Genomic DNA, 24422 nt, shown 5'->3' on the forward strand with positions numbered 1-24422 from the left:
CATGCAGGGCGCATCGGCGCCTATCACGCATAGACGGGTGCTGAAGATCGCAGCCCCAATTGTGTTGTCGAACGCAACCGTGCCCATTCTTGGCGCGGTGGATACGGGCGTTGTGGGTCAGATGGGGCAGGCCGCACCGATTGGTGCTGTGGGTGTGGGCGCGGTCATTCTGGCCTCGATCTATTGGATATTCGGGTTTCTGCGTATGGGCACAACCGGTCTGGCCGCGCAGGCGCGCGGTGCCGGAGATGTGGTCGAAACCCGCGCTTTGCTGATCCGGGGATTGCTGCTGGGTGCGGCGGCCGGGCTGTTCTTTGTCATTGCACAAGCTGCGGTGTTTGCCGGGGCATTTGCCCTGTCACCTGCCAGCCCCGAGGTTGAGGCGCTGACCCGCGCCTATCTTGAGATTCGCATCTGGGGGGCCCCGGCCACCATTGCGCTTTTTGCCGTGACCGGATGGTTGATCGCGGTTGAACGCACACGTGGTGTATTCATTCTGCAGATCTGGATGAACGGGCTGAATATTGTTCTGGATCTGTGGTTCGTTCTCGGACTGGGGTGGGGCGTGGAAGGGGTCGCGATTGCCACTCTGATCGCGGAGTGGACCGGTTTGGCGCTGGGCCTGTGGCTGTGCCGGGAAGGTTTCGAAGGCAAAATCTGGCGTGACTGGGCCCGGATTTTCGATGCCGAGCGTCTGCGCCGAATGATGCAGGTCAACGGGGACATCATGATCCGATCGGTCCTTTTGACAGGCTCATTTACGACCTTCCTGTTTGTGGGCGCGGATCTGGGCGACGTAACCTTGGCTGCTAATCAGGTTCTGCTGCAATTCCTGGAGATCACCGCCTTTGCTCTGGACGGCTTTGCCTTTTCGGCCGAGGCGTTGGTCGGCGGTGCAGTTGGAGCGCGGGATCGATATCAACTGCGGCGCGCCAGTATCATGGCGTCGCAATGGGGGATTGGTGGGGCCGTTTTTCTGGGGGCTGTGTTCTTCCTGGCAGGACCGGCCCTGATTGACCTGATGTCGACCTCGCCCGAGGTGCGTCTGGCTAGCCGTGACTACCTGTTCTGGGCGGCCTTGGCTCCGGTAATCGGCGTGGCGAGTTGGATGTTTGATGGCATCTATATCGGTGCGACCTGGACCCGGGCTATGCGCAACGCGATGATTCAATCCGTTGCAATCTACGTGGTCGCCTTGTTCATTCTGGTGCCGAGCTTTGGCAATCACGGCCTTTGGGCCGCGCTGATGGTTCTGAACATCGCGCGTGGCGCGACGATGGGCTGGCGCTATCCCAAGCTTGAAGCGCAAGTGGCCTAAAGCAAGACCAGCAGGTTTTCCGGCGGACGCCCGATTGCGGCTTTGTCCCTGGCAATGGCAAGGGGGCGTTCGATCAGAATGGGGTTCGCTGCCATAGCGCGGATCAGTTCGTCATCCGAAGCGGTTTTGGTCAGTCCCAATTCCTTGAACCGTTTTTCGCCGCTGCGCACCATGTCAATCACAGGCAGTCCCAGCGCAGCGTGAGCGGCCAGCAATTCATCGGCCGAGGGCGCATCTTCAAGATATTTTCGCACTGTGATCTGTGCGCCATTTTCTTCCAACAGCGCCAGTCCGGTGCGGGATTTGGAACAGCGGGGGTTGTGCCAATACTCGATCACAGCCAATCCTCACGTTTGCTGCCAACGGCCTGGGCAACTGAGTCAAAGCCATCACGGGCCAGCAATTGATCTAGTCCATGCGCTATGTCAGCCGCCAAGGAAATCCCGCCATACACCATCGCGGTATAGAACTGCACGGCTGACGCCCCGGCGCAGATCTTGGCATAACCTTGCTCGGCGTTGCTGATGCCACCCACGCCGATCAGCGGGATGTCACCACCGGTCATCTGGCTCAGCTTTGCCAGAACGCGGGTGGATTTTTCGAACAACGGCGCGCCAGACAAGCCTCCGGCCTCACTTTTATGCGCGCTGCGCAACCCGTCGCGCGACAGGGTGGTGTTGGTGGCGATCACCGCGTCCACACGGGTTTCGTGCGCAACCTCGGCAATGTCCTGCAGCTCGGAATCGGTCAGATCTGGTGCAATTTTCAGAAAGATGGGCAGAGGGCATGGCAGCGCGTTCCGTGTCTCGATCACACCGTTCAACAGCGCGGTCAGCGCGGCCTTGCCTTGCAAATCGCGCAGTTTTTCCGTGTTCGGCGAGGATACATTTACGGTAGCGAAATCCAGATGCGCAGCGCAATGCGCCAGAACTTTCGCAAAATCACCAGCGCGGTTTTCGCTGTCTTTGTTGGCCCCTAGGTTCAGGCCGATCACCGCGTCCTTGGGGCGCTCGGCCAGCCGTTTGGCCATCACCTCCATGCCTTCGTTGTTGAAACCAAAGCGGTTGATGGCTGCCTTGTCCTCGGTCAGGCGAAACAGGCGCGGTTTGGGGTTTCCCGGTTGCGGGCGGGGTGTGACAGCGCCCACTTCGATAAAGCCGAATCCGGCGCGCGACAGAGGTGTGAGAACCTCACCATTCTTATCGAAGCCAGCGGCCAGACCGACCGGATTGGGCAGCTCCAACCCCGCCACGTTGGTCCTGAGCCGTGATGTCGTCACCGGCCCCGGCGCGGGTGCCAGCCCGGACTTCAGCGCCTTGATCGACATGCCGTGGGCAGCTTCGGGGTCCATACGGTGCAGGGCGCTCAGCCCCAGTTTTTCAATCAGTTTCATCCGAAGGCCTTTCCGCTTTCACCTGATCCGCACCGGATCAGGCGCGAGGTTTCGACCGCAGCCTGACGATGGATCACCGCTGCCCGGTATACGGGGTTGGTTACCATTTGAAGAAACGCGTGCGCGGTTGGATAGCGTACGATAAAGACGGCATCCCAGACCTCATCGGACGGGCCGATCAACGTTGTTTCAAACACCCCACGCCACAAAATGCTCGCCCCGATACGCGCAACAATCGGTGCGGTTTCAGCCCCGTATTTCTGATAGGCTTCCGCTCCGGTCAGCCCCGCGCCTGCCAATTCATGCGCAGCAGGATACTGCGCTACGGCCCGGAACTTCACCAGATTGAGCATTTCAATCGGCTGGTCCCGGTCCAGAGCTTTGAATGCCTCGAACTGATCCCGATCCGGGTCAACAAAGGATGTCATTCCATGTCCTCGGGGAACTGATGCACAGCGCCGTCAAATGGCAGAGGGCGCGACCAGACAACGTCGCTGAGCTGGATCTGGCGATAGAGATGTGGGAACAGGGCACCGCCCCGCGACACTTCCCATTTCAGATCGTCGCCCATTGCGTCAGCATCGCAGGCCAGCAATGTCAGACCATCTACACCTGCAAAGTGTTTGGCCGCCGTTTCTGCAGCTTGCTCAGCGGTTGAAAAATGGACAAATCCGTCGGTCACATCGATCGGTGCGCCGTCTGTCGCGCCCTTGTCCTGCAAGGCGGCCCATTCCTCGGCCCGGAAAATCTTAAAAATCAGCATACCGATCTGATGCCCCGCGCAGCGCTTGGAATCAAGCTGGATTTCCTCTTTGACTCTCCGTCGTGATGGGCGCACGATCCCCTTAAACAATAACTGGGAGTTCCAAGATGCAGACCCGATTTTTGACTTCAGTTGCGGTTCTGGGCCTGACCGCTGGTGTTGCAGCAGCCGACTACAAGTTGACGATTTTGCACACCAACGATTTTCATTCGCGGTTCGAACCGATCAACAAATACGACAGTGGATGCGGTGCAGAAGACAATGCGGAAGGAAAGTGCTTTGGAGGATCGGCGCGCCTTGTCACTGCCGTCAACGAAGCACGGGAACGTGCCGAGAATTCGATTCTGGTGGACGGCGGGGATCAGTTTCAGGGGTCTCTTTTCTACACTTACTACAAGGGCAAAGTTGCTGCCGAGTTTATGAACAAGCTTGGCTATGACGCCATGACCGTCGGTAATCACGAGTTCGACGATGGCCCAGAAGTGTTGCGCGGCTTTATTGACACGGTCGATTTTCCGGTTTTGATGTCCAATGCCGATATCCGCGACGAAGAACTTCTGACTGATCATATCAAGAAATCTACCGTGATCGAGGTGGGCGGCGAAAAGATCGGCCTGATTGGGCTGACACCAATCGATACACATGAGCTTGCGTCGCCCGGCCCCAACGTTACCTTTTCAGACCCGGTGCCGGCGGTACAGGCCGAAGTCGACAGGCTGACAGGTGAAGGCGTCAACAAGATCGTCGTGCTGAGCCATTCAGGTTATGGTGTCGACCAGCGTGTCGCTCAGGAGACAAGTGGGGTCGATGTGATCGTTGGCGGGCATTCTAACACGTATCTTTCGAATGAGTCGGAGAAGGCCGCAGGTCCCTATCCTACGGTGGTCAACGGTGTGCAGATCGTTCAGGCTTATGCCTATGGCAAGTTTTTGGGTGAATTAAACGTCACATTTGATGACGACGGCAAAGTGTTGGAAGCCGTTGGTGAACCTCTGATCATGGACAACACCGTGACCGAGGATCAGGCCGCACTGGACCGGATCGCGGAATTGGCGGTGCCTCTGGATGAAATCCGAAACAAGGTTGTCGCAAACGCGGCTGACGCCATCGAGGGCGATCGCGCTGTGTGTCGTGTGCAGGAATGCCAGATGGGCAATTTGGTTGCTGATGCAATGCTGGCGCGGGTCGCGGAACAGGGCGTTCAGATTGCCATCGCCAACTCGGGCGGTTTGCGGGCGTCTATCGATCCCGGAGAGGTGACCATGGGCGAAGTTCTGACTGTACTGCCGTTCCAGAACACGCTGTCCACTTTTGAGATCACCGGACAAACCGTGATTGACGCGCTTGAGAATGGCGTCAGTCAGGTCGAAGAAGTGAAAGGTCGTTTTCCGCAAGTCGCAGGCCTGAGCTTTACCTGGGATCCAAGCGTGGCCCCGAACGAAGGCCGCATCAGCGAAGTGATGGTGGCTGAAGGTGACGGGTTTGTTCCGATTGACCCGAACAAGACCTACCTCGTTGTGACCAACAACTACGTGCGCAATGGTGGTGACGGGTACAAGATGTTCGAAGGCGATGACAAGAACGCTTATGATTTCGGCCCGGATCTGGCCGATGTCACAGCCGAGTATCTGGCGGAAAACGCACCGTATCAGCCCTATCTGGATGGTCGTATCAAGCAGAAGTAATTCTGCCATTTGAAACAAGAAAGCCGCATCCAAGTGATGCGGCTTTTTCTGTTTTTCTGCCGGTCAGCTGAAATCGTATTCCGGCCAAAGTGATGGGTCGAACCCGTCCAGCATCGGTTTGATATGATCTGCCACCTCGTGCCAACCGCCGATGGATTTGGTTGAGATTTTGTTGCGAACCTGATCGATACTAGCAGTTCTGACCAGTTTGGTGTTTTCCTCGGGTCGCATCATGGTCTCGTTCCATTCAATACCACAGAACGCGGAGACCTGTTTGCTGTAGGTCTCTGGGTCGGCCACCAGCTTTTCATAGGGAACGGTCAGGATCTTGTCGCCAAATACGGACTGCCAATGCGCCATGTACTGGCGGTACATGTTCGCCGAATGAGCAATCGACTGAAGATTTGATGCATAGCGCATCCCACCTGCAGGAAAGCGGCGAATCCACTTGGACAAGCCGACATCACGGGGATCCCGAAGCATGTTTATCACCTTGGCATTCGGGAATGCGGCCAACAAGAACCCTACACGCTGGAAATTGTGGGGCATCTTGTCGACAAAGGCGACCGAGTCTTCAGGGATCGGCGGCATCAGCTTACGGAATTCCTGCGCATATTCGGCTGCCTTCGCGGCGGTGAATGCGGTTTTCCCGTTCTCGAAGTCTTGGGATAGGTCCGCGCCTAGCATTAACTCTCCGCACCCGGCAATATTTGGCGCAGAACTGAGCATCATTTCCATCAGCGTTGTACCAGACCGCGGCTGCCCAATTACAAAGATCGGCATCGGTGAATCTGTGCTGTCAGAGGTCGGAATGTCTGCGCCGATCGGGAACAGGCTTTTGATATTGCGCAGTTTTTTCTCTTCTGCCGCAAAGTTATACGGATTGCTGTCGTGCTGAATCGCATTGGCGTACGCAAATTGCGGCAGCGCCGCGTCCAATCCGTCGGATTGGGACATCAGATGCGCTTTGGCGAACTCAAGCTCCACCAGCTCGTTCTCGTTATTGGCGATAGCGATCTCAACAGCACCCATCAGGTTCGCTGCATCCTCTTTGCCGACCATTGTCGACAATTGCAGCAGTGTCGGGGCGTGCTTAGGATCTTCCTCCAGGATACGACGTAGAATTTCGGTTGATCCCTTCTTGTCGCCGTTCTGGTGCAGACTCACCGATTTCTGGAAGGCGATCTTAATGTCATCCGGGTCAAGCTCATAAGCACGCGCAATATCGCGGGAGTTTTCCTCGTCAAACCCAATCTTGGAATAGGCCCGGGCCCGCTTAGTCAACAAATCGGCATTGTCGGGGTCAGTCGCCAGCTTGTTGGTCGCGTGCTCGATGATCGAACGCCAGGACGTACCTTTGAGGTGTATCTCATCCAGAACGCGGTTCAGTTCCTTGTTGTTGGGGAACTGTTCCAACTTGTGTTCGGTATATTCCAGCGCTTTGGGAAACTGGCCGGTCTGCATCAGGGCGTTGGCGAGGTTTTCCACAAACTGCGGATCATCCGGCTTCATCCGCGAGGCTTCGACAAAATGCGGAATGGATTTCTTGTATTGCTTCATCTCGGTCAGAACAAAACCGGCGATGGCGTGGAAGTCCGTGTCCTTGGGGAATTTCTTGACACCCAGCTGCGCCTTTTTCAAAGCCTGCGGCAGCTTGTCTGCTTCCAGAAGCGAAATTGCTTTGCTCTTGAGGGATTGAGTCGTTTGGTTTTTCATGTGACCCGTGTGATCCTGCGCCTGTATCAAGAATATATCGATGGTTCATTACCCATGTGCGGACGGTTTGCAATAACTCTTCCCAATGACGCCATGGCGCAGCTGTTTTCTGCACGGCCTGCAAATGCGCTACCGGCCGTTCCAAACTTCAATGTTTGTCCGACAAATCAGATACATGTGGTGCGCAGCAGCGAGACAGGCCGTCATCTGGACGCGCTGCGTTGGGGATTTCTGCCGCACTGGTACAAATCTGAAACGGCTGGGCCGTTGTTGATCAACGCGCGGTCCGAGACTTTGGCGGAAAAACCAGCTTTTCGTGACGCCTGCCGGGCGCGCCGCTGTCTGATCGTCGCGACAGGGTTTTATGAATGGACCAAGTCGGAACAGGGAACGCGCCTGCCATGGTATATTCATCGTAAGGATCAGGAACCGATTGCATTTGCAGGGGTCTGGCAGGATTGGGGGTCGGATGAAAACCGTCAGGGCACCTGCGCAATTGTCACGACGGCAACCAACGAAAATCTCAGCTCTATCCATCACCGGATGCCTTTGATTTTGGAACCCGAAGACTGGCCATTGTGGCTGGGGGAAGCGGGAAAGGGGGCTGCGCGTCTGATGCAGCCGGGTGCGAATGATGTACTGGCCTTCCATCGTGTTGATCCGGCAGTGAACTCAAACCGTGCCAGTGGGCCCGATCTGATCGAACCTTTCGACGGATGAGGGCGCGTGGTCTTTCCATTCGAAAGACGGCAAGCTAGACCTTTGGCATGGCTTTGAATTTCCCCGATCTGACGCAGCTTTATACACATGGCTATGACACGGTCATCGACGTGCGTAGCCCTGCGGAGTATGCAGAGGATCATCTGCCCGGCGCGATAAATCTGCCGGTTCTGAGCGACGAGGAACGTGCTCGCGTCGGGACCATCTATGTGCAGGAAAGCCCGTTTCTGGCGCGCAAACTGGGGGCGGCGCTTGTGTTCCGCAATGCGGCCAATCACATCGAACAACACCTCAGCCATCACGACGGTAGCTGGAAGCCTTTGGTCTATTGCTGGCGGGGCGGGCAGCGTTCGGGTTCGTTCACCTGGATGTTGCAGCAAATCGGTTGGCGGGCGGATGTGATTGACGGTGGCTATCGCACGTACCGCCGCTTGGTAAGTGCGTATTTGTACGATGATTCTCTAACGCATCGATTGATCGCTTTGGAAGGCTATACCGGAACGGCCAAGACCGATCTGCTGGCTCTGCTGCAAAGGCGCGGCGTTCAGGTTCTGGACCTCGAGGCTTTGGCCAATCACCGGGGGTCATTGCTGGGGGAACGCCCAGGCGGGCAGCCAAGCCAAAAGGCGTTCGAATCGGCGTTGTCCGCCGCGCTTTGCGCGATGGATCCAGCGCGCCCGGTCGTGGTCGAAGCGGAGTCTTCGAAAATCGGCAGTCTGATCTTACCGCCCAGCCTTTGGACTACGTTATGCGCTGCGCCTCGAATCCACGTCGCGGCGCCGATTGAAGCACGCGCCGCCTATCTGGTTCGGGCATATGACGACATATTGTCCGATAGCGACCGTTTGCGGGATCGGCTTTCCCCACTGCGTTTTCATCGCGGACACGAGGTTGTTGAAGGGTGGATGCACCTGATCGATACGGGACAAAAACAAGCGCTGACGCAAGCGTTGATGGAGCAGCATTACGACCCGGCCTACACCAAGTCACGACGGTCGCGGTCATTAGAGGTGCTGGCCAAACTCGATATTGCGTCCTTGGACGACGACGGCCTTGCAACGGCTGCGGCCCAAATCGAAAGCCTGCTGGATCAGCTTTGAAGCCGCAGGCCCAGTGTATCTGTCAATTCGCCAATGATTACGGCAGGGTATCCTGCGGCCTTCAAGTCCTCGATCAAGGCATCGGCCGCTGTGGCATCGACGGCCGCCAGCAAACCACCGGCAGTTTGCGGATCAAACAACAAAGCGGCTTTGCCTTCAGCGGGCAGATCCAGGGCAATCGCCCGGTTGTCGGCAAAGATCGTTGACCGCACGCCCTGTTCCGACAGCTCCATTGCACCGTCCATGACCTCAACCGCGTCCAGATCAAGAACGGCACCACAGTTGGAGGCGTCGCAGATACCTTGCAGGTGTCCGGCCAAACCAAACCCGGTCACGTCAGTCATCGCGTGGGCTTTGACCAGTATACGGGCTGCTTCTCCTTGCGGCTGGGTCATGCACTGAAAAGCGGCTGCGGCCCAAGCTCCGTCCGCCAAACCGGCCATTTCCGCAGCCATCAGAACGCCGCTGCCCAAGGGTTTGGTCAGGATCAACCGATCACCCGGCCGCCCGCCCGCCAACGTGATCGGTGGGGTTTCACACAGGCCGGTTATCGTAAACCCAATGGTCATCTCGTCGCCCATGGAACTGTGCCCGCCCACGATCTCGGCCCCGGCCTCTCTCATGACGTCGCCAGCACTTGCCATGATTTCCGACATGGTGCGGGCCTGAAGAGTGGCAGACATGCGGGGCAGGATGATCGTCGCCGTGGCGGCCTGAGGCGTGGCACCCATGGCCCAGATATCCCCCAAAGCGTGAACAGCAGCGATGCGTGCCATAAAGGCGGGATCATTGGTGAAAGCCCGCAGGTGATCCGAAGTCATGACCTGCTGAACGCCACCCGTCTGTAACAACGCTGCGTCATCGCCGGGCAGGGGGGTGATATCTTCGCGGGTCGGGGCCGGTTGCGATTTCAGTGCGGTCTGTAACGCATCGCGTCCGACCTTGGCCCCGCATCCGCCGCACATTGGCTTTTCCCCAAGCGCATCATCCAACCCAAAGGCCCGGTCGTGCGGTAATTCAGGAAGCTTCATTTGTGGCAGGTCGCGGAACCTGTTCATGAAAGTTTGGTCGATGTGGTTCTTCCATTTCCACATCATCGGGCCGCTGAACGATGTACCCAAACGCTCACCCAGCGCGGATTTGCCGCCCAGAGAAATCAGTTTGAGGTAATCCTTCTGCGGAACATATTTGCGCATCCGTCCCGCCCCCAGCGCGGCACGCAGATTGTCGAAAAGAACGGGTGCTTCGCGCACCGCGTAAACGCCTGCCTTGGGCCGCGGGTTGTCCGACAAATGGGCGCAATCTCCGGCCGCAAACACAGCGGGGTCGCTGGATTGAAGATAGCCGTTCACCCGGATGTACCCGCCCTGCAGGTCCAGCCCAGATTTTGCGACCCAATCATAAGGGCGCGCGCCGGCGGCTCCGGTCACGAAATAGGCGGGGATTGCGCGGCCGTCCTGCAACTCGACGTGATCAGCGGCGATCCGGGTGATCACAGCGTTTTCGATGACTTCCACACCCAGATCCTGCATGGCCCGTCGGATCGTGGCCGCCGCCTTGGGTTTGGTGGCCGTCAGGATCGACGCATTGTCGATGAGTGTGATCTGCGCTGCTCGTCCCTTGGCCTTGAGAGCATGTGCCATGGCCATGACCAATTCGGCCCCGGCGACGCCTCCGCCGATCACCGCCACTGCCGCAGGGCCATTATGGTTCAAGTAGTCAGCCCAACGCGCGGCAAATCGGCCCAAAGGTTTGGCAGGAATGGCATGTTCGGCAAAGCCCGGCAATGCGGGCATATCCGACGTGATGCCAACATTGACCGAGGCCACATCGAACCCGACCGGCGGGTGCCCGGGAACATGCACCTGATGTGTGTCGGTATCGATCCTCTCAACCGCGCCCAGAATGACACGTGCGCCTGCAAAGCGTGCGAGTTTGACCAGATCGATGTCCAATTCCCACCGATCGTAATGTCCGGCGACATATCCCGGTAGCATCCCGGAATATGGGGCGGTGGGGCCGGGGTTGATCACGGTTACCCGGGCGCCGGGAAGGGGATTCATACCCCATTTCCGCAGCAGCAACGCGTGGGTGTGACCGCCGCCAACAAGAACCAGATCGCGGGTTAAGGGCAGCGGAGGTGAATGCATTGGATTTAATTCGCGCTATGGTCTGGGACGTTTTCGACCTGCTCGACCGCGTGGGTGGCCCAAAGCTCATCCTCACCCGCATCCGGCAGATCCTGAGGCTTTTCATGACGATGAATGTGCCATTTTGCAATGAACAGGGCCGTGATCGGTGCAGTCAGGAACAAAAACAGTGTGATCAGCAGCTCGTGCAATGACAGTTTGCCTTCCAGCAGGACAGAATGCGTGATCGAGGCCAGAAGCACACCGCCCACGCCCAGTGTCGTTGCTTTGGTAGGCGCGTGCAGGCGGGACATTGGGTCTTTCAATTTAATCATGCCAAAGGATCCGACAAAACCGAAGATCCCCGACATGATCAAGAAAAAGGCGATCAGAAGCTCAATGATAAACGTCATGCTGGCCCCTCACTCGATAATGTTTCCGCGCAGCATGAAGCGCGCATAAGCCACGGTTGAGACAAAGCCGAGCATGGCGATGATCATGGCGGCCTCGAAAAAGATCTCGGTACCTTGATCCAGACCATAAAGGATCATCAGGGCGATGGTGTTGATCACCATTGTGTCCAGCGCCAGAACGCGGGTGCCGACGCCGTCAGCGGTGATGATCCGCCAAAGACACATCATGATGGCTGCTCCGAAACAGGCAAAGGCGAACCAGATGGCATATTCCAAAATCATTCGAAAATCTCCTTTAGCCTGCGCTCATAGCGCTGCTTGATCTGATCGCGCACCTCTTCGGGGTTGGGCGCATCAAGGCAATGGACCAGAAGGTTATGCCCTTGTGCCGACAGATCGCAACTGACGGTGCCCGGGGTCATGGTGATGGTTCCGGCCAGAACGGTGATCGCCTCAGGCGTGCGCAGTTCCAGTGGGACACAGATCCAGTTGGGTTGGCGGTCGGCATTTCGCTTGAACAGGATGATCCGGGCAACAGTGACGTTTGCAACCACAATGTCCCAAAGCACGACCAGCATATATTCTACCACCATCGGCCAATTGCGCAGCTTGGGACGATCCGGCCAATAGGGTTGCGTGATGAAGGGGATGATGATCCCCAGGATCAGGCCAAACACCAACGAGTTCAACGACCCGTTATTGGCCAGCAACACCCAGACGAATGTCAGCAGAAAGGTCAGATGAGGGTGCGGAAAAATCCGGTGTAGCAGTTTCATCACTCTTCCCTTCCCAATACGGCAGAGATGTAGTTTTCAGGCGCAAACAACTGTTCCGCGGTTTTGCTTGTGTACTCCAGCGCCGGGCCCGCAAACAGGGTCAGCAGGATCAGACCCGCCACCATCCCGAACACGGCTGTGACAGCAAGGCCGGGTTGTGGTTCCGGCGCGACGGGGGCAGGCGTTTCTTCTCCTTCGGTTAGGTCTTCGACGGTAACAACCTGAGCGTCGTGACTTTTCCAGAAGATCAGCGTACCCGCGCGGGCGAGACCAACAATGGTTACGAAAGATCCGATCAGGATCACGGCCCAGACCGCAGTGGCATCCGATGCATCGCGGGACGCGTCCAGAACCAGCAGCTTGCCGATGAAACCTGACAGCGGCGGCATTCCTGCCATCGCGATGGCTCCGATAAAGAACAGCGTCGAGATCAGCCCGTTTTGCGGCATGGGTGTGGTTGGCGTTATGGCACCACCGCGCCGCTCCATCACCAGATCAGCCACCAGGAACAGCAGCGCAGTCGCCAGCGTCGAGTGGAACACATAATAGAGCGCAGCGGCCATCGCATCCGGTGTGAATTGCGAGATTGCGATCAGCAGGGTACCCATCGAGGCGATAGCGCAGAACGCCACCATGCGCGCTATGTGCTGCGATCCCAAAATACCGATGGCCCCAACGGCCAAGGTTACAAGCGCAGCGGGTTGCAGCCAATCGCCAACCAACCCCTGGGTCGCTTCGACCTCGGGTCCGAAGGCCAGCGTGTACATTCGCATGATCGAATAGGCGCCGACCTTGGTCATGATGGCAAACAGGGCAGCTACGGGAAGCGGGGCGTTGGCATAGCTGGCGGGAAGCCAGAAATGCAGCGGCAATACGGCGGCCTTGATGCAGAAGACCAGCAGCAAAAGTACTGCACCAACCCTCAGAAGGGCGGTGTCCTCGGCTGGAATTTCGGCAACGCGCAAGGCGATGTCCGCCATGTTCAGCGTGCCGGTGACGCCATAGATCGTCCCCAAGGCAAACAGAAACAGGGTCGAGCCCAACAGGTTATAGGCCACGTATTGCACGCCTGCTTTCAACCGAACCGAGCCCCCGCCGTGGGTCATCAGACCGTAAGAAGCGATCAGCAGAACCTCGAAGAAGACGAACAGGTTGAATGCGTCGCCTGTCAGGAAGGCTCCGCAGACGCCCATAAGCTGAAAATGGAACAATGCGTGGAAATGCTTGCCTCGATCATCCCAGCCAGAGGCGATGGCGTAAAGCACAATGGGCAGGGCAAGCAGCGCCGTGAGCAGCACCATCATGGCCGACAGCCGGTCCAGCACCATGACAATTCCGAAGGGCGCAGGCCAGTTGCCAAGCTCATAAACTTGAATCTCTCCACCCGATGCTTGCGCAGTGATGGTCAGGGCAATGCCGAGCAGCGCGACAACGCCCGCGACCGAGAAGATACGCTGCAGGTCCAGATGATATCGCAGGACCATGATGATGAACGGGGCCAGGATCGCGGGAAGAACAATCGGCGCAACGATCCAGTGGTTCATGCGTCTTCTCCCGGCGCGTCCACACAATCCTGCGGGCTCATGTCGATATGGTCATCTTTCGAGGACAAATAGGCCGAAAGCGCGATCATCACGATCACGGCGGTCATCCCAAACGAGATCACAATAGCCGTCAGCACCAGCGCCTGTGGCAGCGGGTCGGTATAGGGGACCTCTTCATATTTGTTCAGAACGGCAGGTGCATTCAGCGCCAACCGTCCCGTCGCGAACAGGAACACGTTCACCGCATAGGTGATCAGTGACAGGCCAAGAATGACCGGGAAGGTCCGGCGACGCAGGATCAGGAAGATCCCGGCGGCGGTCATAATGCCTACGGCAGAGGCTACGAGCGCTTCCATCAGGCCTGCTCCTTGTCTTTGTCTTCGTCTTTGAGGTCATTCCGCAGCGGGTTGATATCCATCGGGAATTCCTGCGCCATACCCGGTTGCCAAGCAAAGCGCGACAGGCTGTCCAGCGCCAGCATTACAGCGCCCAGAACTGCAAGGAACACGCCCGTGTCAAACAGCATGGCAGTGGCCCATTCGAACTCCTCCAGCGGGGGCCAGTTGATGTAGCCGAAATCGCTGGTCAGGAAGGGACGCTCGTTAAACCATGCGCCCAGTCCGGTCGCAGCGGCAATCAGAACGCCCCAGCCGATCGTGCCGTGGTAGTAGAACCTCTGCCGTTCAATCGCCCAAGTGTAGCCGCTGGCCATGTATTGCATCAGATAGGCGATCGCGACGACCAGACCGGCGATAAAGCCGCCACCCGGCTGGTTGTGGCCCCGGAAGAAGATGTAGGCCCCCACCATCAGGGCAATCGGCATCATCACACGGGTTGCAACCACCATCATCAGCGGATGCGAATCCCCCGATTGCGGCCAATGCGGTTTACGGTTCAGCAGATAGCCGCGCACATTTGTGCTCAGAACCGCCTCGGTCAGGGCAAAGATGATCAGTGCCGCGATGCCCAGAACGATGATCTCACCAAAGGTATCAAAGCCCCGGAAATCGACCAGAATGACGTTCACCACATTGGTGCCGCCACCGCCTTTGTACGAATTGGCCAGATGGAAGTCCGAGATCGTTGGGAAGGCAAAGTCACGCAGCATGATGGCGTAGATCAACGCGCCTGTCCCGATACCCGCAACAACCGAGATCGCAGCATCGCGCCAGCGCCGCGCGGCTGAACTGTCCCACGGGGTTTCCGTGGGCAGGAAGTTCAGCGACAGCAACAGCAGGATCATGGTGACAACTTCAACCGAGATCTGTGTCAGTGCCAGGTCCGGCGCGGACAGATAGTTGAAGGCAACCGAAACAATCAGACCGACAACGCCAATCAGCACCAGTGAGAGCAGGCGATTGCGGTGGAACCACATGATACCCAGCGTCGCACCCACCAGACAGATCCAGCCGATGATCGGGATAATCTGTGCAGGCAGCGGAACGCGGGTTTCAACACCAATCGTGCCGGTTGTGTAGGCATAGTAGCCAAGCCCAACGGTGAAGGCGACGAATATGATCGCATATCGGCTGAGGACACCATTGTGCAGCTCATCCGTGACCCACTGGCTGAGACGGGTGAAGGCGTTGATGATGGCCTCGAATATCACCTTGGCTTCGGGTCGGGGCAGGGCGTTCCAAAGCTGCTCACCGCGTTTGTGCATCGACAGCAGGAACAGACCGCCCAGCGTTGCCACAATCGACATGTAAAGTGCGGGCACAAAACCATGCCACAGTTTCAGCGAGTAGTAGGGCAGCTTTTCGCCGCCGATCACGGCGCTGGAGACCACCGCGACCAACGGACCGACAATAGCCGCCGAATAAAGGCCGATCAAAATGACCAGCACCACCAGGAAAGCTGGCGCAATCCACAGACCAACGGGTGGGTCATGCGGATGGGCAGGGTAATCGTCGCGCTGTTGGCCAAGGAACACGTGGCTCACGAAACGGAAGGAATAGGCTGCGGAAAACAGAGATGCGAGCAAGGCCAGCCCCGGCACCAGATAGGGCGACATCAACCATGTGGTGTGCACGGTCTCTTCCAGCATCATCTCTTTTGACAGAAAGCCGTTCAGGGGTGGCAAACCGGCCATCGACAGCGCGGCGATGGTGCCGATCGTGAAGGTGATCGGCATCAAATGGCGCAAACCGCCCAACCGCTTGACGTCTCGTGTTCCGGTCTCATGATCGACGATCCCGGCTGTCATAAACAGCGCGGCTTTGAAGGTCGCGTGATTGATGATGTGGAACACCGCAGCAACGGCTGCGAATTTCGTGCCGAAACCCAACAGCATGGTGATCAGGCCCAGATGAGAAACGGTCGAAAACGCCAGCAGGGCCTTCAGGTCATCCTTGAACAGCGCAATCACCGCACCCAACAGCATCGTCACCAGACCGGTGGTGGCAACAATATAGAACCACGCATCTGTCCCGGCCAAAACCGGCCACATCCGCGCCATCAGGAACAGACCAGCCTTCACCATGGTGGCCGAGTGCAGATAAGCAGACACAGGCGTCGGCGCGGCCATGGCGTGAGGTAGCCAGAAATGAAAGGGGAACTGCGCCGATTTGGTGAAAGCGCCCAGCAGGATTAGGATCAGCGCGGGCAGGTAGTATGGCGAGGCTTGGATCAGTTCTTTGCTTTGTAAAATGACACTCAGATCATACGAGCCCACGATATTTCCCAGGATCAGCATCCCGGCGATCATTGCCAATCCGCCGCCGCCAGTGACGGCTAGCGCCATCCGCGCACCTTGACGGCCTTCGGGCAGGTGCTTCCAGTAGCCGATCAGCAGGAATGAGCTGAGCGAGGTAAGTTCCCAGAAAATAATCAATAGCAGGATGTTGTCAGACAGGACAATCCCGACCATCGCGCCCTGAAACAAAAGCAGATAGGTATAGAACTGCCCCATCGGATCTTCGCGCGACAGGTAGAACCGTGCATAAAGGATGATCAGCAGACCGATGCCCAAAATCAGCAGGGCGAACAGAAAGCCCAACCCGTCCAACATGAAGTTCGCGTTCAGGCCAAGCCCCGGGATCCAGTCGAACCGGGCGGTCACAACGTCTCCGCGCATGATCGACGGGATGTGGATCAGCAAACCCATAAGGGCCAGAAACGTGGTCAACGCTGCAGCAGATGCAGCCGCGTTTCTGCCCGCACGGATCAGCAGAGCAGGGAATACAGCACCAAGGAAAGGAAGGGCCGCGATAAGGAATAGAGACAAATGCGATACTCCGGTCTGAGCGGTCAGGGTGAAGTCAATTTTGTAAGGATATTTTCTTGACTGTCCAGATATTGTAACTTGTTCACAAAGTTCTACTGAAACAGTCAGCTATTCGGTGGACCTGCGAAAAAATGACGCGATCTTGATCCTGATCAAAGGTTTAAAGGCATTCGTTTCCGGCCACATGTGCTAGATCAAGGGGCATCGAACAGGAGGCAACCGGTGACCGAGCAAGTGAACCGAACCCGAAGATGGGTGTTGATTGGCGGTGGTGTTGCGCTCGTTGCGGGGTTTGCGATCCGGGAAATTCGGTTGATCCCTGAAGATCACGGGGGTGAGAGGATCAGCGTTGAAACGGCGCATGAACAAGCCCGCAAAGGACGCATCCTGTTGGTCGACATACGAACGCCGCGGGAATGGCGCGCCTCGGGCATTGGCGAAGGTGCAGCACCCCTGGATATGCGGCGCGAAGACTTCGTTGAGGCATTGCAGCAGTTGACCGGCGGTCAACTGGATGCGCCAGTGGCGTTAATCTGTGCGCGCGGGGTGCGCTCAGCGCGTTTGAGCAACCAACTCATAGCGGCCGGTTTTACTCAAATCATTGACGTGCCCGAGGGTATGCTGGGTTCAGCCGCAGGCCCAGGTTGGGTCAGGGCCGGACTGCCGGTTCGCAAATTTAATGAGGATGCAGGATGATCCGAACACTCAGTCTGGCCGCACTTGTTGCTGCAACCGGGCAGGCCGCATGGGCGGGTTGTGCTGGTCAGGAGACAGTTTGTGAAACGCCGATGGGCGCGTATCACATAGAACTGCCCGATGAGGACAATGCACCTATGGTCCTGTTCCTGCACGGTTATGGCGGCAGCGGATCGGGGACGATGCGCAATCGCGCGATGGTCGAGCCCCTGTTGGAACGTGGTTATGCAGTCATGGCGCCTGAAGGTCTGGAGCGACCGGATCGGGGCGGCACCAAAAGCTGGAACTTCTATCCCGGCTTTGGCGAACGGGACGAAACCGCCTTTCTGACCGAGGTCGTGCAAGATGCCGCAGACCGGTTTGGCGTCGATCCCGACCGCGTCCTGCTGGGCGGATTTTCGGCAGGGGGATTCATGGTCAACTATCTGGCCTGTGAGGCTCCTGACACGTTTTCCGCGTATGTGCCGGTGTCCGGAGGTTTCTGGCGTCCGCACCCCGAGGTTTGCGAAGGTCCGATCCGCATGTTCCACACCCATGGCTGGACAGACAATGTCGTGCCTTTGGAAGGTCGCTTGCTGGGCGGCGGGCGTTTCCAGCAGGGTGATATCTATGCCGGGCTTGAAATTTGGCGCCAAGCCAATGGCTGCGTCGATCACAAGCCCAGCGGCTTCAGCACCACGGATGATTTCATGCGCCGCCGCTGGACCGGATGTAACGAAGGCAGCGCGTTAGAGTTCGCGCTGTTCCCCGGCGGGCATACTGTGCCTGCCGGTTGGGCAGACATGATCGTCGATTGGTATGAAGGGCTTCCCGGCAGCTGATTATTCTGCCGGGGTCATGTTGCCTTTGCCTTCGACCAGCCGCTTCAGCTCATCCCTGTACCGGCGAGCCGAACGGGTGATAGCAGGCTCGCTGAAGTCTTCCCGCATTCCGACCATCTTGCGCGCAGCGCCTGCCGAGACGCCGCTGAGCGCAGATAGGGGGATCGCCAGTGCGAGGCTGATGGCAATCGGAGCCAGCCAGATCGACACCAGACCGGACAGGATACCAACGCTCAGCGCGACACCGCTGACGGTTTCAAGGGCATGGCACAGGATCAGCGTGCGCAGACCATAGGTGCCGCCGTCGCGGGCCTGAGGCGACCAGCCACGCTGGATGCCAAAGGCCGTACGGAAGACGGCGATCATCTGCTGGACCATCAGGATCGGTGCATACAGGATCGACAACAGCACCTCAGCCAGAAACGAGGTCAGGAATTTGCGCCCACCGCCGAAGTCTGAAAAGTGCACACCGCTCAGTGGTAAAGCCAAAACACCCAGCACCTTGGGGGCCAGAAGCATGGCGTACATGACCAGAATGATCAGCACATGCCGGGTTTCCGACATCTCTGGCCATTGCGGGAACAGAGGGTTGTCAGGGCTGAAGTAGTGCAGGACAGATGCGTCCTGACCCTGACCGATCAAGGCCCACATCAGCAACAGCGCGAACCACAGGGGGGACATCAGGTATCCGACCGCGCCATGAAACATGTGAAAGCGCGACACGGCGCGGAACCCGGTCGAGCCCAGCAGCTTCAGGTGTTGCAGGTTGCCCTGACACCAGCGGCGATCCCGCATGGCGTGATCAATGAGGGTGGGTGGGGTTTCTTCGTATGACCCACGAATGCGCGGTAGGAAGCGCACGGCCCAACCGGCGCGGCGCAACAATCCGGCCTCGACAAAATCGTGGCTCATGATCAGCTTGTCCTGACCGCTGATTGAACGCAGCTTGGGCAGACCGGCGCTGGTGGCAAAAGCCTTGGTGCGGATGATCGCGTTATGGCCCCAATAGTTGCCCTCTTGCCCGCACCAACGCGCCAGGCCTTCGGCAAATGCGATGCCGTAGACGCCGTTGGCAAATTGCTGCATCCTGGCAAAAACCGATTGCGCGCCAATGAGTTGCGGATAGCTTTGGATCAGACCCGCACCCGGATCACGCGCCAGCGCATCGGTCAGGCGATAGATCGCGCGACCGGTCATCAGGCTGTCGGCATCCAGTACCAGCATGGCATCCCAGTCTGCACCCCAACGGCTGACCCAGTCGGCGATATTGCCCACTTTACGGTCAGTATTCTGTTCGCGGCGGCGATAGTAGAGCTCCAGCCCCGGGGCTAACGTGGTGCGCAACGCCTCGACGCTGGCTTGTTCCTGTGCCGCAATCTCGGGATCGCGCGTGTCCGACAAAATGAACATGGCATAGTGGTGCTGACCACTGCGCGTCTGCAAATCTTCAAGCATGGTACGGGCGTTGCCCAGCACGTTCCACGGAACCTCGTTATAGACCGGGGTCAACAGGGCCACGCGCAGCGGCTGCGCGCGGTGACTTTTTTGGGGGCGATCCTGCTTGGACAGGGACACCATACCCAGAAGCACCGTGCAGACCGTGAAAGAGATCCAGAAGAAGTTGAACGAGATCAACGCCAACAGGATCGCTTCGACCAGGTTAATCCCTTCGGCGCTGAACCAATCGCTCATCACCCAGAGCAGACCCAATGTTGCCGCCATCGCGGGGGAAAACGCCAACGCACGCCAAAACCCGGCAGACGACGCGCGGCTGCCCGACGGTGCATCCGCATCCCGGAACCGCGCGCCAAAGTTCTGCGCAGGCATCGCCAGAGGGGCCTCGGGCGGCATGATATGCAGATCGCGGCTCATGTGGTCCAACGATATAGCCAGACCTCAGAGGCAGGCTGTTTGTCTTTCAGCAATTGCGCACGCAGCTCAACATGATTTCGCTCGCCCGGTTCGAACGAGAAAGCCAGTCGCAATCCACCGGTATCAGGATTGCGTTGCAGAACCCCGTCCGAGGTTTCGGCATGAGGCGAGTCAACAAAGATCGAGATCGCATCGATGTTCTCGAACAGCTCGCTATGTTCAAAGTCGATAACGGCCAGACGACCCTCACCAAAGGTGTTTTCGCCCATCGCGGTGTTGATTACCCGCGGCATCGGCGTACGCTGGGGTTCTTCCCCCCAGATCAGGCGATAGGACAGGTCGACCTGACTGCCAGCGGCATAGGGCTCAGCCGGGCGCCAATAGGCGACGATGTTGTCATAGATTTCCTGATCTGCCGGAATTTCAACCAGCGTCACGGTGCCTTTGCCCCAATCTTCCTTGGGCTCGACCCAAAGGCCCGGACGTTTGTGATAATTGGCCTCAAGATCTGCGTAATCCGAAAACTTGCGCTTGCGCTGCATCAGGCCAAAACCGCGCGGATTCGTGTCAACAAAGGACGAAATTTGCAGCCGGGCCGGGTTGGCCAACGGACGCCACAGAACCTCGCCCGCGCCGTTGCGGATCAGCAGCCCATCGCTGTCGTGAACAGCAGGGCGGAAATCGTCGAACCGGCTGTGATTGGTCTGGTCGTACAGGAACATTGACGTTCCCGGCGCAATGCCCACATGGGGCAGCTCTTCGCGCGGGAACAAGGTTGCCTCGACATCCATGATGCAATCTGCACCCGCCGTGACGTTGAACCGATAGGCTCCGGTCACGCTGGGGCTGTCCATCAGGGCATGCACAACCATATTGCGCTGACCGGGTGCGGGGCGTTCCAGCCAGAAGCGGATGAACTCCGGGAATTCCTCGCCATCCGGATCGCCGGTTTTCAGGGCCAGACCACGCGCAGATAGGCCATAAACCTCGTGCAAGCCTATGGCGCGGAAATAGCTGGCCCCTTGCCAGACGCAGAATTCATCTGTCTTGCCGGGGCGGTGCATCTCTGTCCGAAGGCGCAGGCCCGAAAAGCCCAGCGTATCATCGATAGGCAGTTGCGGCACATCTTCGGACTTGTCGAACATGTCCAGATCGAAGGCGACCGGCGTGGCCATGCCATTCTCAACCGTTTCAACTTTCACGGTGCGCGGAAAATACAAACCCGGTGTGAAGAAATCGACGTTGAACGGCGTCTCGGTTTCGTACCACAGCGCCCGGTCCAGCCGGAACCGGATCGAGCGATACTGCTGATAGGTCAGGTCCTGCCATTCCTGCGGCACCATCTCGCGTTCTGCATAGGGACGGCTGGCCAGATCGCGCGCCATCTCGATCACATAGTCGCGGTCAAATGGCACCTCACCACCCGTTGCATAGGCAGACGGGGCAAAGGCCAAGGCGGTCGTCGAGATGAGGAATGCGCGACGGGTAAAGTTCATTTCTTCGATTTCCAGGGTTGTGACTTGAACCACGCGGCCAGATAAGCCACGCCGATGATCATCGCAAAGCCAATCATGTTGGCGATAAAGACACTGGCGACTTCCCGCCCAGATTGGTCAAGCGCGACACCGATCAACCGGGCTGCGGCCATGGAAAACACAAAGACGGCAAGGGATTGCTGGCCGACCTTGGTGATAACCGCCAGCAGTGTTTGCCAGATGCGTGCGCCCATACTGTTACCTGTTGCGATCAGCCGGTGACCACGCTCACCCGCTGCGACCCAACCCAGATAGGCCAGTGACAGGAAGTGGACATAGCGCAGAAGGCCGAATTCCGTTTTACCACGCAGATCCTCAGTCAAGGGCCAGCCCGGACGGATCGTTGCGCCAAGATCGGGCGCGGCGGTGTTGATCCAGGTAAAGACCTTCCACGACCCAAACGGAGCCGACAGGACGACAAAGGCGATTGCAATCCAGGTCAGGGTTTTAGAAACGGGTGGGGCGGGAATCCAACCGCGCATGAAGGCGAACCCCGTGAAGAACAGCAGTTGCCAGCCAAACGGGTTGAAGAACCACTGACGGTTTGACCATGGCTCGGCCGGCAACGCCAGTGCGCCGGTCTGAGCGACTAGCCAGATCGCCAGGCAAACCGCCGCCATAAGCCAAAAGCTGACGCGGTAGAGCGCCATATAAAGCGGCATCAGCGCCAGGACCACCAGATACATCGGCAGGATGTCAAAGTAGTTAGGCACATAGGTCAGCGTAAAAATCCCAACCATCTGCGACGCAGGATCGTTGAAGAAGTGCTGCAGATTCAGGGATGAGACATAGGTTTTCTCGAACGCGCCGGTCTGATCCAGCGCGGCCATGGTCATGGCCACAAAGAAAAACAGGCAGATATGCGCCCAGTAGACCTGCCAGATACGGAAGGCGACACGTGCTGTCCCCATCCACCATCCCTTGCGTAGAAACGCACCGCCAAAGGCAATGGCCGAGGCCATGCCCGAACAGAACACAAAGATCTCGGTCGCGTCGGAATAGCCGAACCGCGCAGGTATCCATTTGGCCCAGGGGTCATTGGGGATATGGGCGATCAGAATGATGAACATCGCGATACCACGATAAAAATCCAGCCGTGGGTCACGCGTACGGGCAGGGGCTGCGGCCGGGGCCGCAGCGGGTACAAAATCAGAAGCGGGCGATATGGTCGCCATACGTTCTCTGTCCTTCTTGGTCTTCTTGTTATTCGGCGGGGACGCTTTGTACGTCGCCGCTGTCACGGGCCGCGTCGATCAGGGCGCGGCGCGCGATGGAATAATTGTCTTCGCCTCCGGCACGTTTGGCACGGCGGTCGTCCAGAATACGTTCAACCGCATCAAGTCGCCCGGCGCGCAGGCCGGAATCGATGGTAATGCGTTCAAATACATCACGTTGCGCATGGCTGCCACCGGCCAGTTGCATTGAACCGCGCGCTGCCAGCAGGTGATCAAACGCCGTGCCATAGTGGCCGTCACCAAAGGCTTCGAGGCCCATAGCGGCTGCAACTCCGGGATCGGCCATGCGGCGGGTCGTATCGTCTTTGGCGCGCGCCGCATCCGTGTTCATGCGGCTCAGCATCTTGGCAGTGGCGTCGGTGCGATTGTCACCGGTCAGCGCCAGAAGGTAATGCAGATCGGCGAAGATGAGGCAGCCATCTTCGGTGCGTGCGGCGCTCAGGTCAGCCAGCTCTTCCCAGCGATTTCCGACATTTACGCCCTCAAGCTCAAGCCGCATCAGCAACGAGGTGCCATTCGAGATATCGCGGTAATCGTCTGTTTTGTCCTTGCGGACATGATTGTCATACAAATCCATCACCTGATCGACCTGACCCAGATCCAGATGCATAAGCGCCTTATGCCACCAGACATGATAGCGGAAGTTGTTGCAATGCGCCCAAGCGTCTTCTCGTCCGGCCAGCCAGTCAAGGCCCAGCTGCGCGTTGCCGGTCATCTCATGAACGTGGGCCACCGCGTGCAGACCCCAAGCATCGTCAGATACCATCCACAGCGCCTGACGACCTGCGATCTCAGCTTTTTCATAAGCGCCGGTTTCTTCCAGCGCAAAGGAGTGGCAGCCCAGCAGATAGCCCCGGCCCGGGTGGTCAGGTTCATAGGCAGGCATCACGCGTTCGATCGAGCGACGCATCCCGTCAGCATCACCCAGAACAAAGCGGGTTGCGTGGCTGAGTTTCATCGCCAGCGTGTCCTGCGGATGATCACGCAGAATCGCCTCGAATTTCTGTGCGGCCCGAGCCTGTTGGCCCGCCAAATACAGGGCCAGCGAATCCACATAGAGACGCTCGCGCGCTGTGATGGGCTGACGTTCCATCGCTGCGTTGGCAGCAGCCAGCGCGTCGACGGCAACCGCCATCATCTCGCGTCGCCCAAGCAGAGCCATGAACAGACCCTTGATCGCATGGCCCAGTGCGAAGTCGGGCTCAAGCTCCAGCACTTTGCCCAGATGTTGGGGGGTAACGGCGGCATGGGCCATGAAACCAAGCAGAACACCATTCCAGGCATCGACAGCAGCCGGCTGGGTCAGGGTGTTCATCTGTCCAAAAACATCTTGTTTCATACTTGGGTCCAATCTGATTGCGATATTTGACACTGTTCGATGTAACAGAGTGTGCGAGAGGGACGTAACAGTATCGACCCTGCTCTCGAATTGGTGAAATGACGTGTGTGTAAAAGACGAAAAAAACCGCCGATTCAAGGG

General features: G+C 58.0%; 22 protein-coding genes. 6 read left to right on the forward strand and 16 right to left on the reverse strand.

Features of this window, described 5'->3' with window-relative positions:
- The first annotated feature begins 1 nt into the window (after window position 1).
- Complete coding sequence (locus AC2FLD_RS03845) at window positions 2-1318, forward strand: MATE family efflux transporter (protein WP_496667403.1); 1317 nt, start codon at window positions 2-4, stop codon at window positions 1316-1318.
- On the opposite strand, the gene arsC is transcribed toward AC2FLD_RS03845, so the two are convergent.
- The 4 genes from arsC to AC2FLD_RS03865 are packed head-to-tail and all read right to left on the reverse strand — an operon-like array spanning window position 1315 to window position 3474.
- A complete protein-coding gene (arsC, locus tag AC2FLD_RS03850) occupies window positions 1315-1656 on the reverse strand; it encodes an arsenate reductase (glutaredoxin) (RefSeq protein WP_496667402.1) in 342 nt (113 codons plus the stop codon). The genes AC2FLD_RS03845 and arsC overlap by 4 nt on opposite strands.
- Entirely contained in the window at window positions 1653-2711 is a 1059-nt protein-coding gene (locus AC2FLD_RS03855; RefSeq protein ID WP_496667401.1) for a quinone-dependent dihydroorotate dehydrogenase, read from the reverse strand. The genes arsC and AC2FLD_RS03855 overlap by 4 nt, the downstream gene beginning before the upstream one ends.
- On the reverse strand, window positions 2708-3139 hold the full coding sequence (locus AC2FLD_RS03860; RefSeq protein ID WP_496667400.1) for a DUF1330 domain-containing protein: 432 nt from the start codon (window positions 3137-3139) through the stop codon (window positions 2708-2710). The genes AC2FLD_RS03855 and AC2FLD_RS03860 overlap by 4 nt, the downstream gene beginning before the upstream one ends.
- Window positions 3136-3474, reverse strand: coding sequence for a DUF952 domain-containing protein (locus AC2FLD_RS03865; protein ID WP_496667399.1), 339 nt, complete (start codon window positions 3472-3474; stop codon window positions 3136-3138). The genes AC2FLD_RS03860 and AC2FLD_RS03865 overlap by 4 nt, the downstream gene beginning before the upstream one ends.
- Before the next feature lie 107 nt (window positions 3475-3581).
- On the opposite strand from AC2FLD_RS03865, the gene AC2FLD_RS03870 reads away from it, so the two are divergent.
- Entirely contained in the window at window positions 3582-5159 is a 1578-nt protein-coding gene (locus AC2FLD_RS03870) for a bifunctional metallophosphatase/5'-nucleotidase (protein WP_496667398.1), read from the forward strand.
- A 63-nt stretch (window positions 5160-5222) separates the two neighbouring features.
- On the opposite strand, the gene AC2FLD_RS03875 is transcribed toward AC2FLD_RS03870, so the two are convergent.
- Window positions 5223-6875, reverse strand: a complete 1653-nt coding sequence (locus AC2FLD_RS03875) for a tetratricopeptide repeat-containing sulfotransferase family protein (protein ID WP_496667397.1) — start codon at window positions 6873-6875, stop codon at window positions 5223-5225.
- 54 nt (window positions 6876-6929) lie between these two features.
- Here AC2FLD_RS03875 and AC2FLD_RS03880 point away from each other — a divergent pair, with 54 nt between their 5' ends.
- Both AC2FLD_RS03880 and mnmH read left to right on the forward strand, forming a co-directional pair.
- Window positions 6930-7595 carry an SOS response-associated peptidase gene (locus AC2FLD_RS03880; RefSeq protein ID WP_496667671.1) on the forward strand — a complete coding sequence of 222 codons (666 nt, stop codon included), beginning with the start codon at window positions 6930-6932 and terminating at the stop codon, window positions 7593-7595.
- A gap of 47 nt (window positions 7596-7642) precedes the next feature.
- Window positions 7643-8695 carry a tRNA 2-selenouridine(34) synthase MnmH gene (mnmH, locus tag AC2FLD_RS03885; protein ID WP_496667396.1) on the forward strand — a complete coding sequence of 351 codons (1053 nt, stop codon included), beginning with the start codon at window positions 7643-7645 and terminating at the stop codon, window positions 8693-8695.
- Here the strand turns inward: mnmH and selD are convergent.
- Genes selD through AC2FLD_RS03920 form a run of 7 tightly spaced genes read right to left on the reverse strand, consistent with a single transcriptional unit; the run spans window position 8686 to window position 16783 of the window.
- A complete protein-coding gene (gene selD, locus AC2FLD_RS03890; protein WP_496667395.1) occupies window positions 8686-10845 on the reverse strand; it encodes a selenide, water dikinase SelD in 2160 nt (719 codons plus the stop codon). The two genes, mnmH and selD, sit on opposite strands and share 10 nt — an antisense overlap.
- A 5-nt stretch (window positions 10846-10850) precedes the next feature.
- Window positions 10851-11237 (reverse strand): Na+/H+ antiporter subunit G, encoded by a 387-nt coding sequence (locus tag AC2FLD_RS03895; RefSeq protein WP_050603315.1) that lies wholly within the window; start codon window positions 11235-11237, stop codon window positions 10851-10853.
- A 9-nt stretch (window positions 11238-11246) separates the two neighbouring features.
- On the reverse strand, window positions 11247-11519 hold the full coding sequence (locus AC2FLD_RS03900; RefSeq protein ID WP_371255958.1) for a K+/H+ antiporter subunit F: 273 nt from the start codon (window positions 11517-11519) through the stop codon (window positions 11247-11249).
- Window positions 11516-12013: a Na+/H+ antiporter subunit E gene (locus AC2FLD_RS03905; RefSeq protein WP_496667393.1), complete on the reverse strand. Its 498-nt coding sequence runs from the start codon at window positions 12011-12013 to the stop codon at window positions 11516-11518. The genes AC2FLD_RS03900 and AC2FLD_RS03905 overlap by 4 nt, the downstream gene beginning before the upstream one ends.
- A complete protein-coding gene (locus AC2FLD_RS03910) occupies window positions 12013-13557 on the reverse strand; it encodes a monovalent cation/H+ antiporter subunit D (protein ID WP_496667392.1) in 1545 nt (514 codons plus the stop codon). The genes AC2FLD_RS03905 and AC2FLD_RS03910 overlap by 1 nt, the downstream gene beginning before the upstream one ends.
- A complete protein-coding gene (locus AC2FLD_RS03915; protein ID WP_496667391.1) occupies window positions 13554-13913 on the reverse strand; it encodes a Na+/H+ antiporter subunit C in 360 nt (119 codons plus the stop codon). The genes AC2FLD_RS03910 and AC2FLD_RS03915 overlap by 4 nt, the downstream gene beginning before the upstream one ends.
- Window positions 13913-16783 carry a monovalent cation/H+ antiporter subunit A gene (locus AC2FLD_RS03920; RefSeq protein WP_496667390.1) on the reverse strand — a complete coding sequence of 957 codons (2871 nt, stop codon included), beginning with the start codon at window positions 16781-16783 and terminating at the stop codon, window positions 13913-13915. Before AC2FLD_RS03920 ends, AC2FLD_RS03915 begins: the two co-directional genes overlap by 1 nt.
- 222 nt (window positions 16784-17005) lie before the next feature.
- On the opposite strand from AC2FLD_RS03920, the gene AC2FLD_RS03925 reads away from it, so the two are divergent.
- Both AC2FLD_RS03925 and AC2FLD_RS03930 read left to right on the forward strand, forming a co-directional pair.
- Window positions 17006-17479, forward strand: a complete 474-nt coding sequence (locus AC2FLD_RS03925; protein WP_496667389.1) for a rhodanese-like domain-containing protein — start codon at window positions 17006-17008, stop codon at window positions 17477-17479.
- Complete coding sequence (locus AC2FLD_RS03930) at window positions 17476-18300, forward strand: CE1 family esterase (RefSeq protein WP_496667388.1); 825 nt, start codon at window positions 17476-17478, stop codon at window positions 18298-18300. Before AC2FLD_RS03925 ends, AC2FLD_RS03930 begins: the two co-directional genes overlap by 4 nt.
- Here the strand turns inward: AC2FLD_RS03930 and mdoH are convergent, their stop codons facing one another.
- Genes mdoH through AC2FLD_RS03950 form a run of 4 tightly spaced genes read right to left on the reverse strand, consistent with a single transcriptional unit; the run spans window position 18301 to window position 24281 of the window.
- Window positions 18301-20172, reverse strand: coding sequence for a glucans biosynthesis glucosyltransferase MdoH (gene mdoH, locus AC2FLD_RS03935; protein WP_496667387.1), 1872 nt, complete (start codon window positions 20170-20172; stop codon window positions 18301-18303).
- Complete coding sequence (locus AC2FLD_RS03940) at window positions 20169-21668, reverse strand: OpgD/OpgG family glucan biosynthesis protein (RefSeq protein WP_496667386.1); 1500 nt, start codon at window positions 21666-21668, stop codon at window positions 20169-20171. Before AC2FLD_RS03940 ends, mdoH begins: the two co-directional genes overlap by 4 nt.
- A complete protein-coding gene (locus AC2FLD_RS03945; RefSeq protein WP_496667385.1) occupies window positions 21665-22882 on the reverse strand; it encodes an OpgC family protein in 1218 nt (405 codons plus the stop codon). Before AC2FLD_RS03945 ends, AC2FLD_RS03940 begins: the two co-directional genes overlap by 4 nt.
- A gap of 28 nt (window positions 22883-22910) precedes the next feature.
- A complete protein-coding gene (locus tag AC2FLD_RS03950; protein WP_496667384.1) occupies window positions 22911-24281 on the reverse strand; it encodes a tetratricopeptide repeat protein in 1371 nt (456 codons plus the stop codon).
- Between the last annotated feature and the right edge of the window lie 141 nt (window positions 24282-24422).

This window comes from Ruegeria sp. CDSA021, assembly GCF_059612325.1.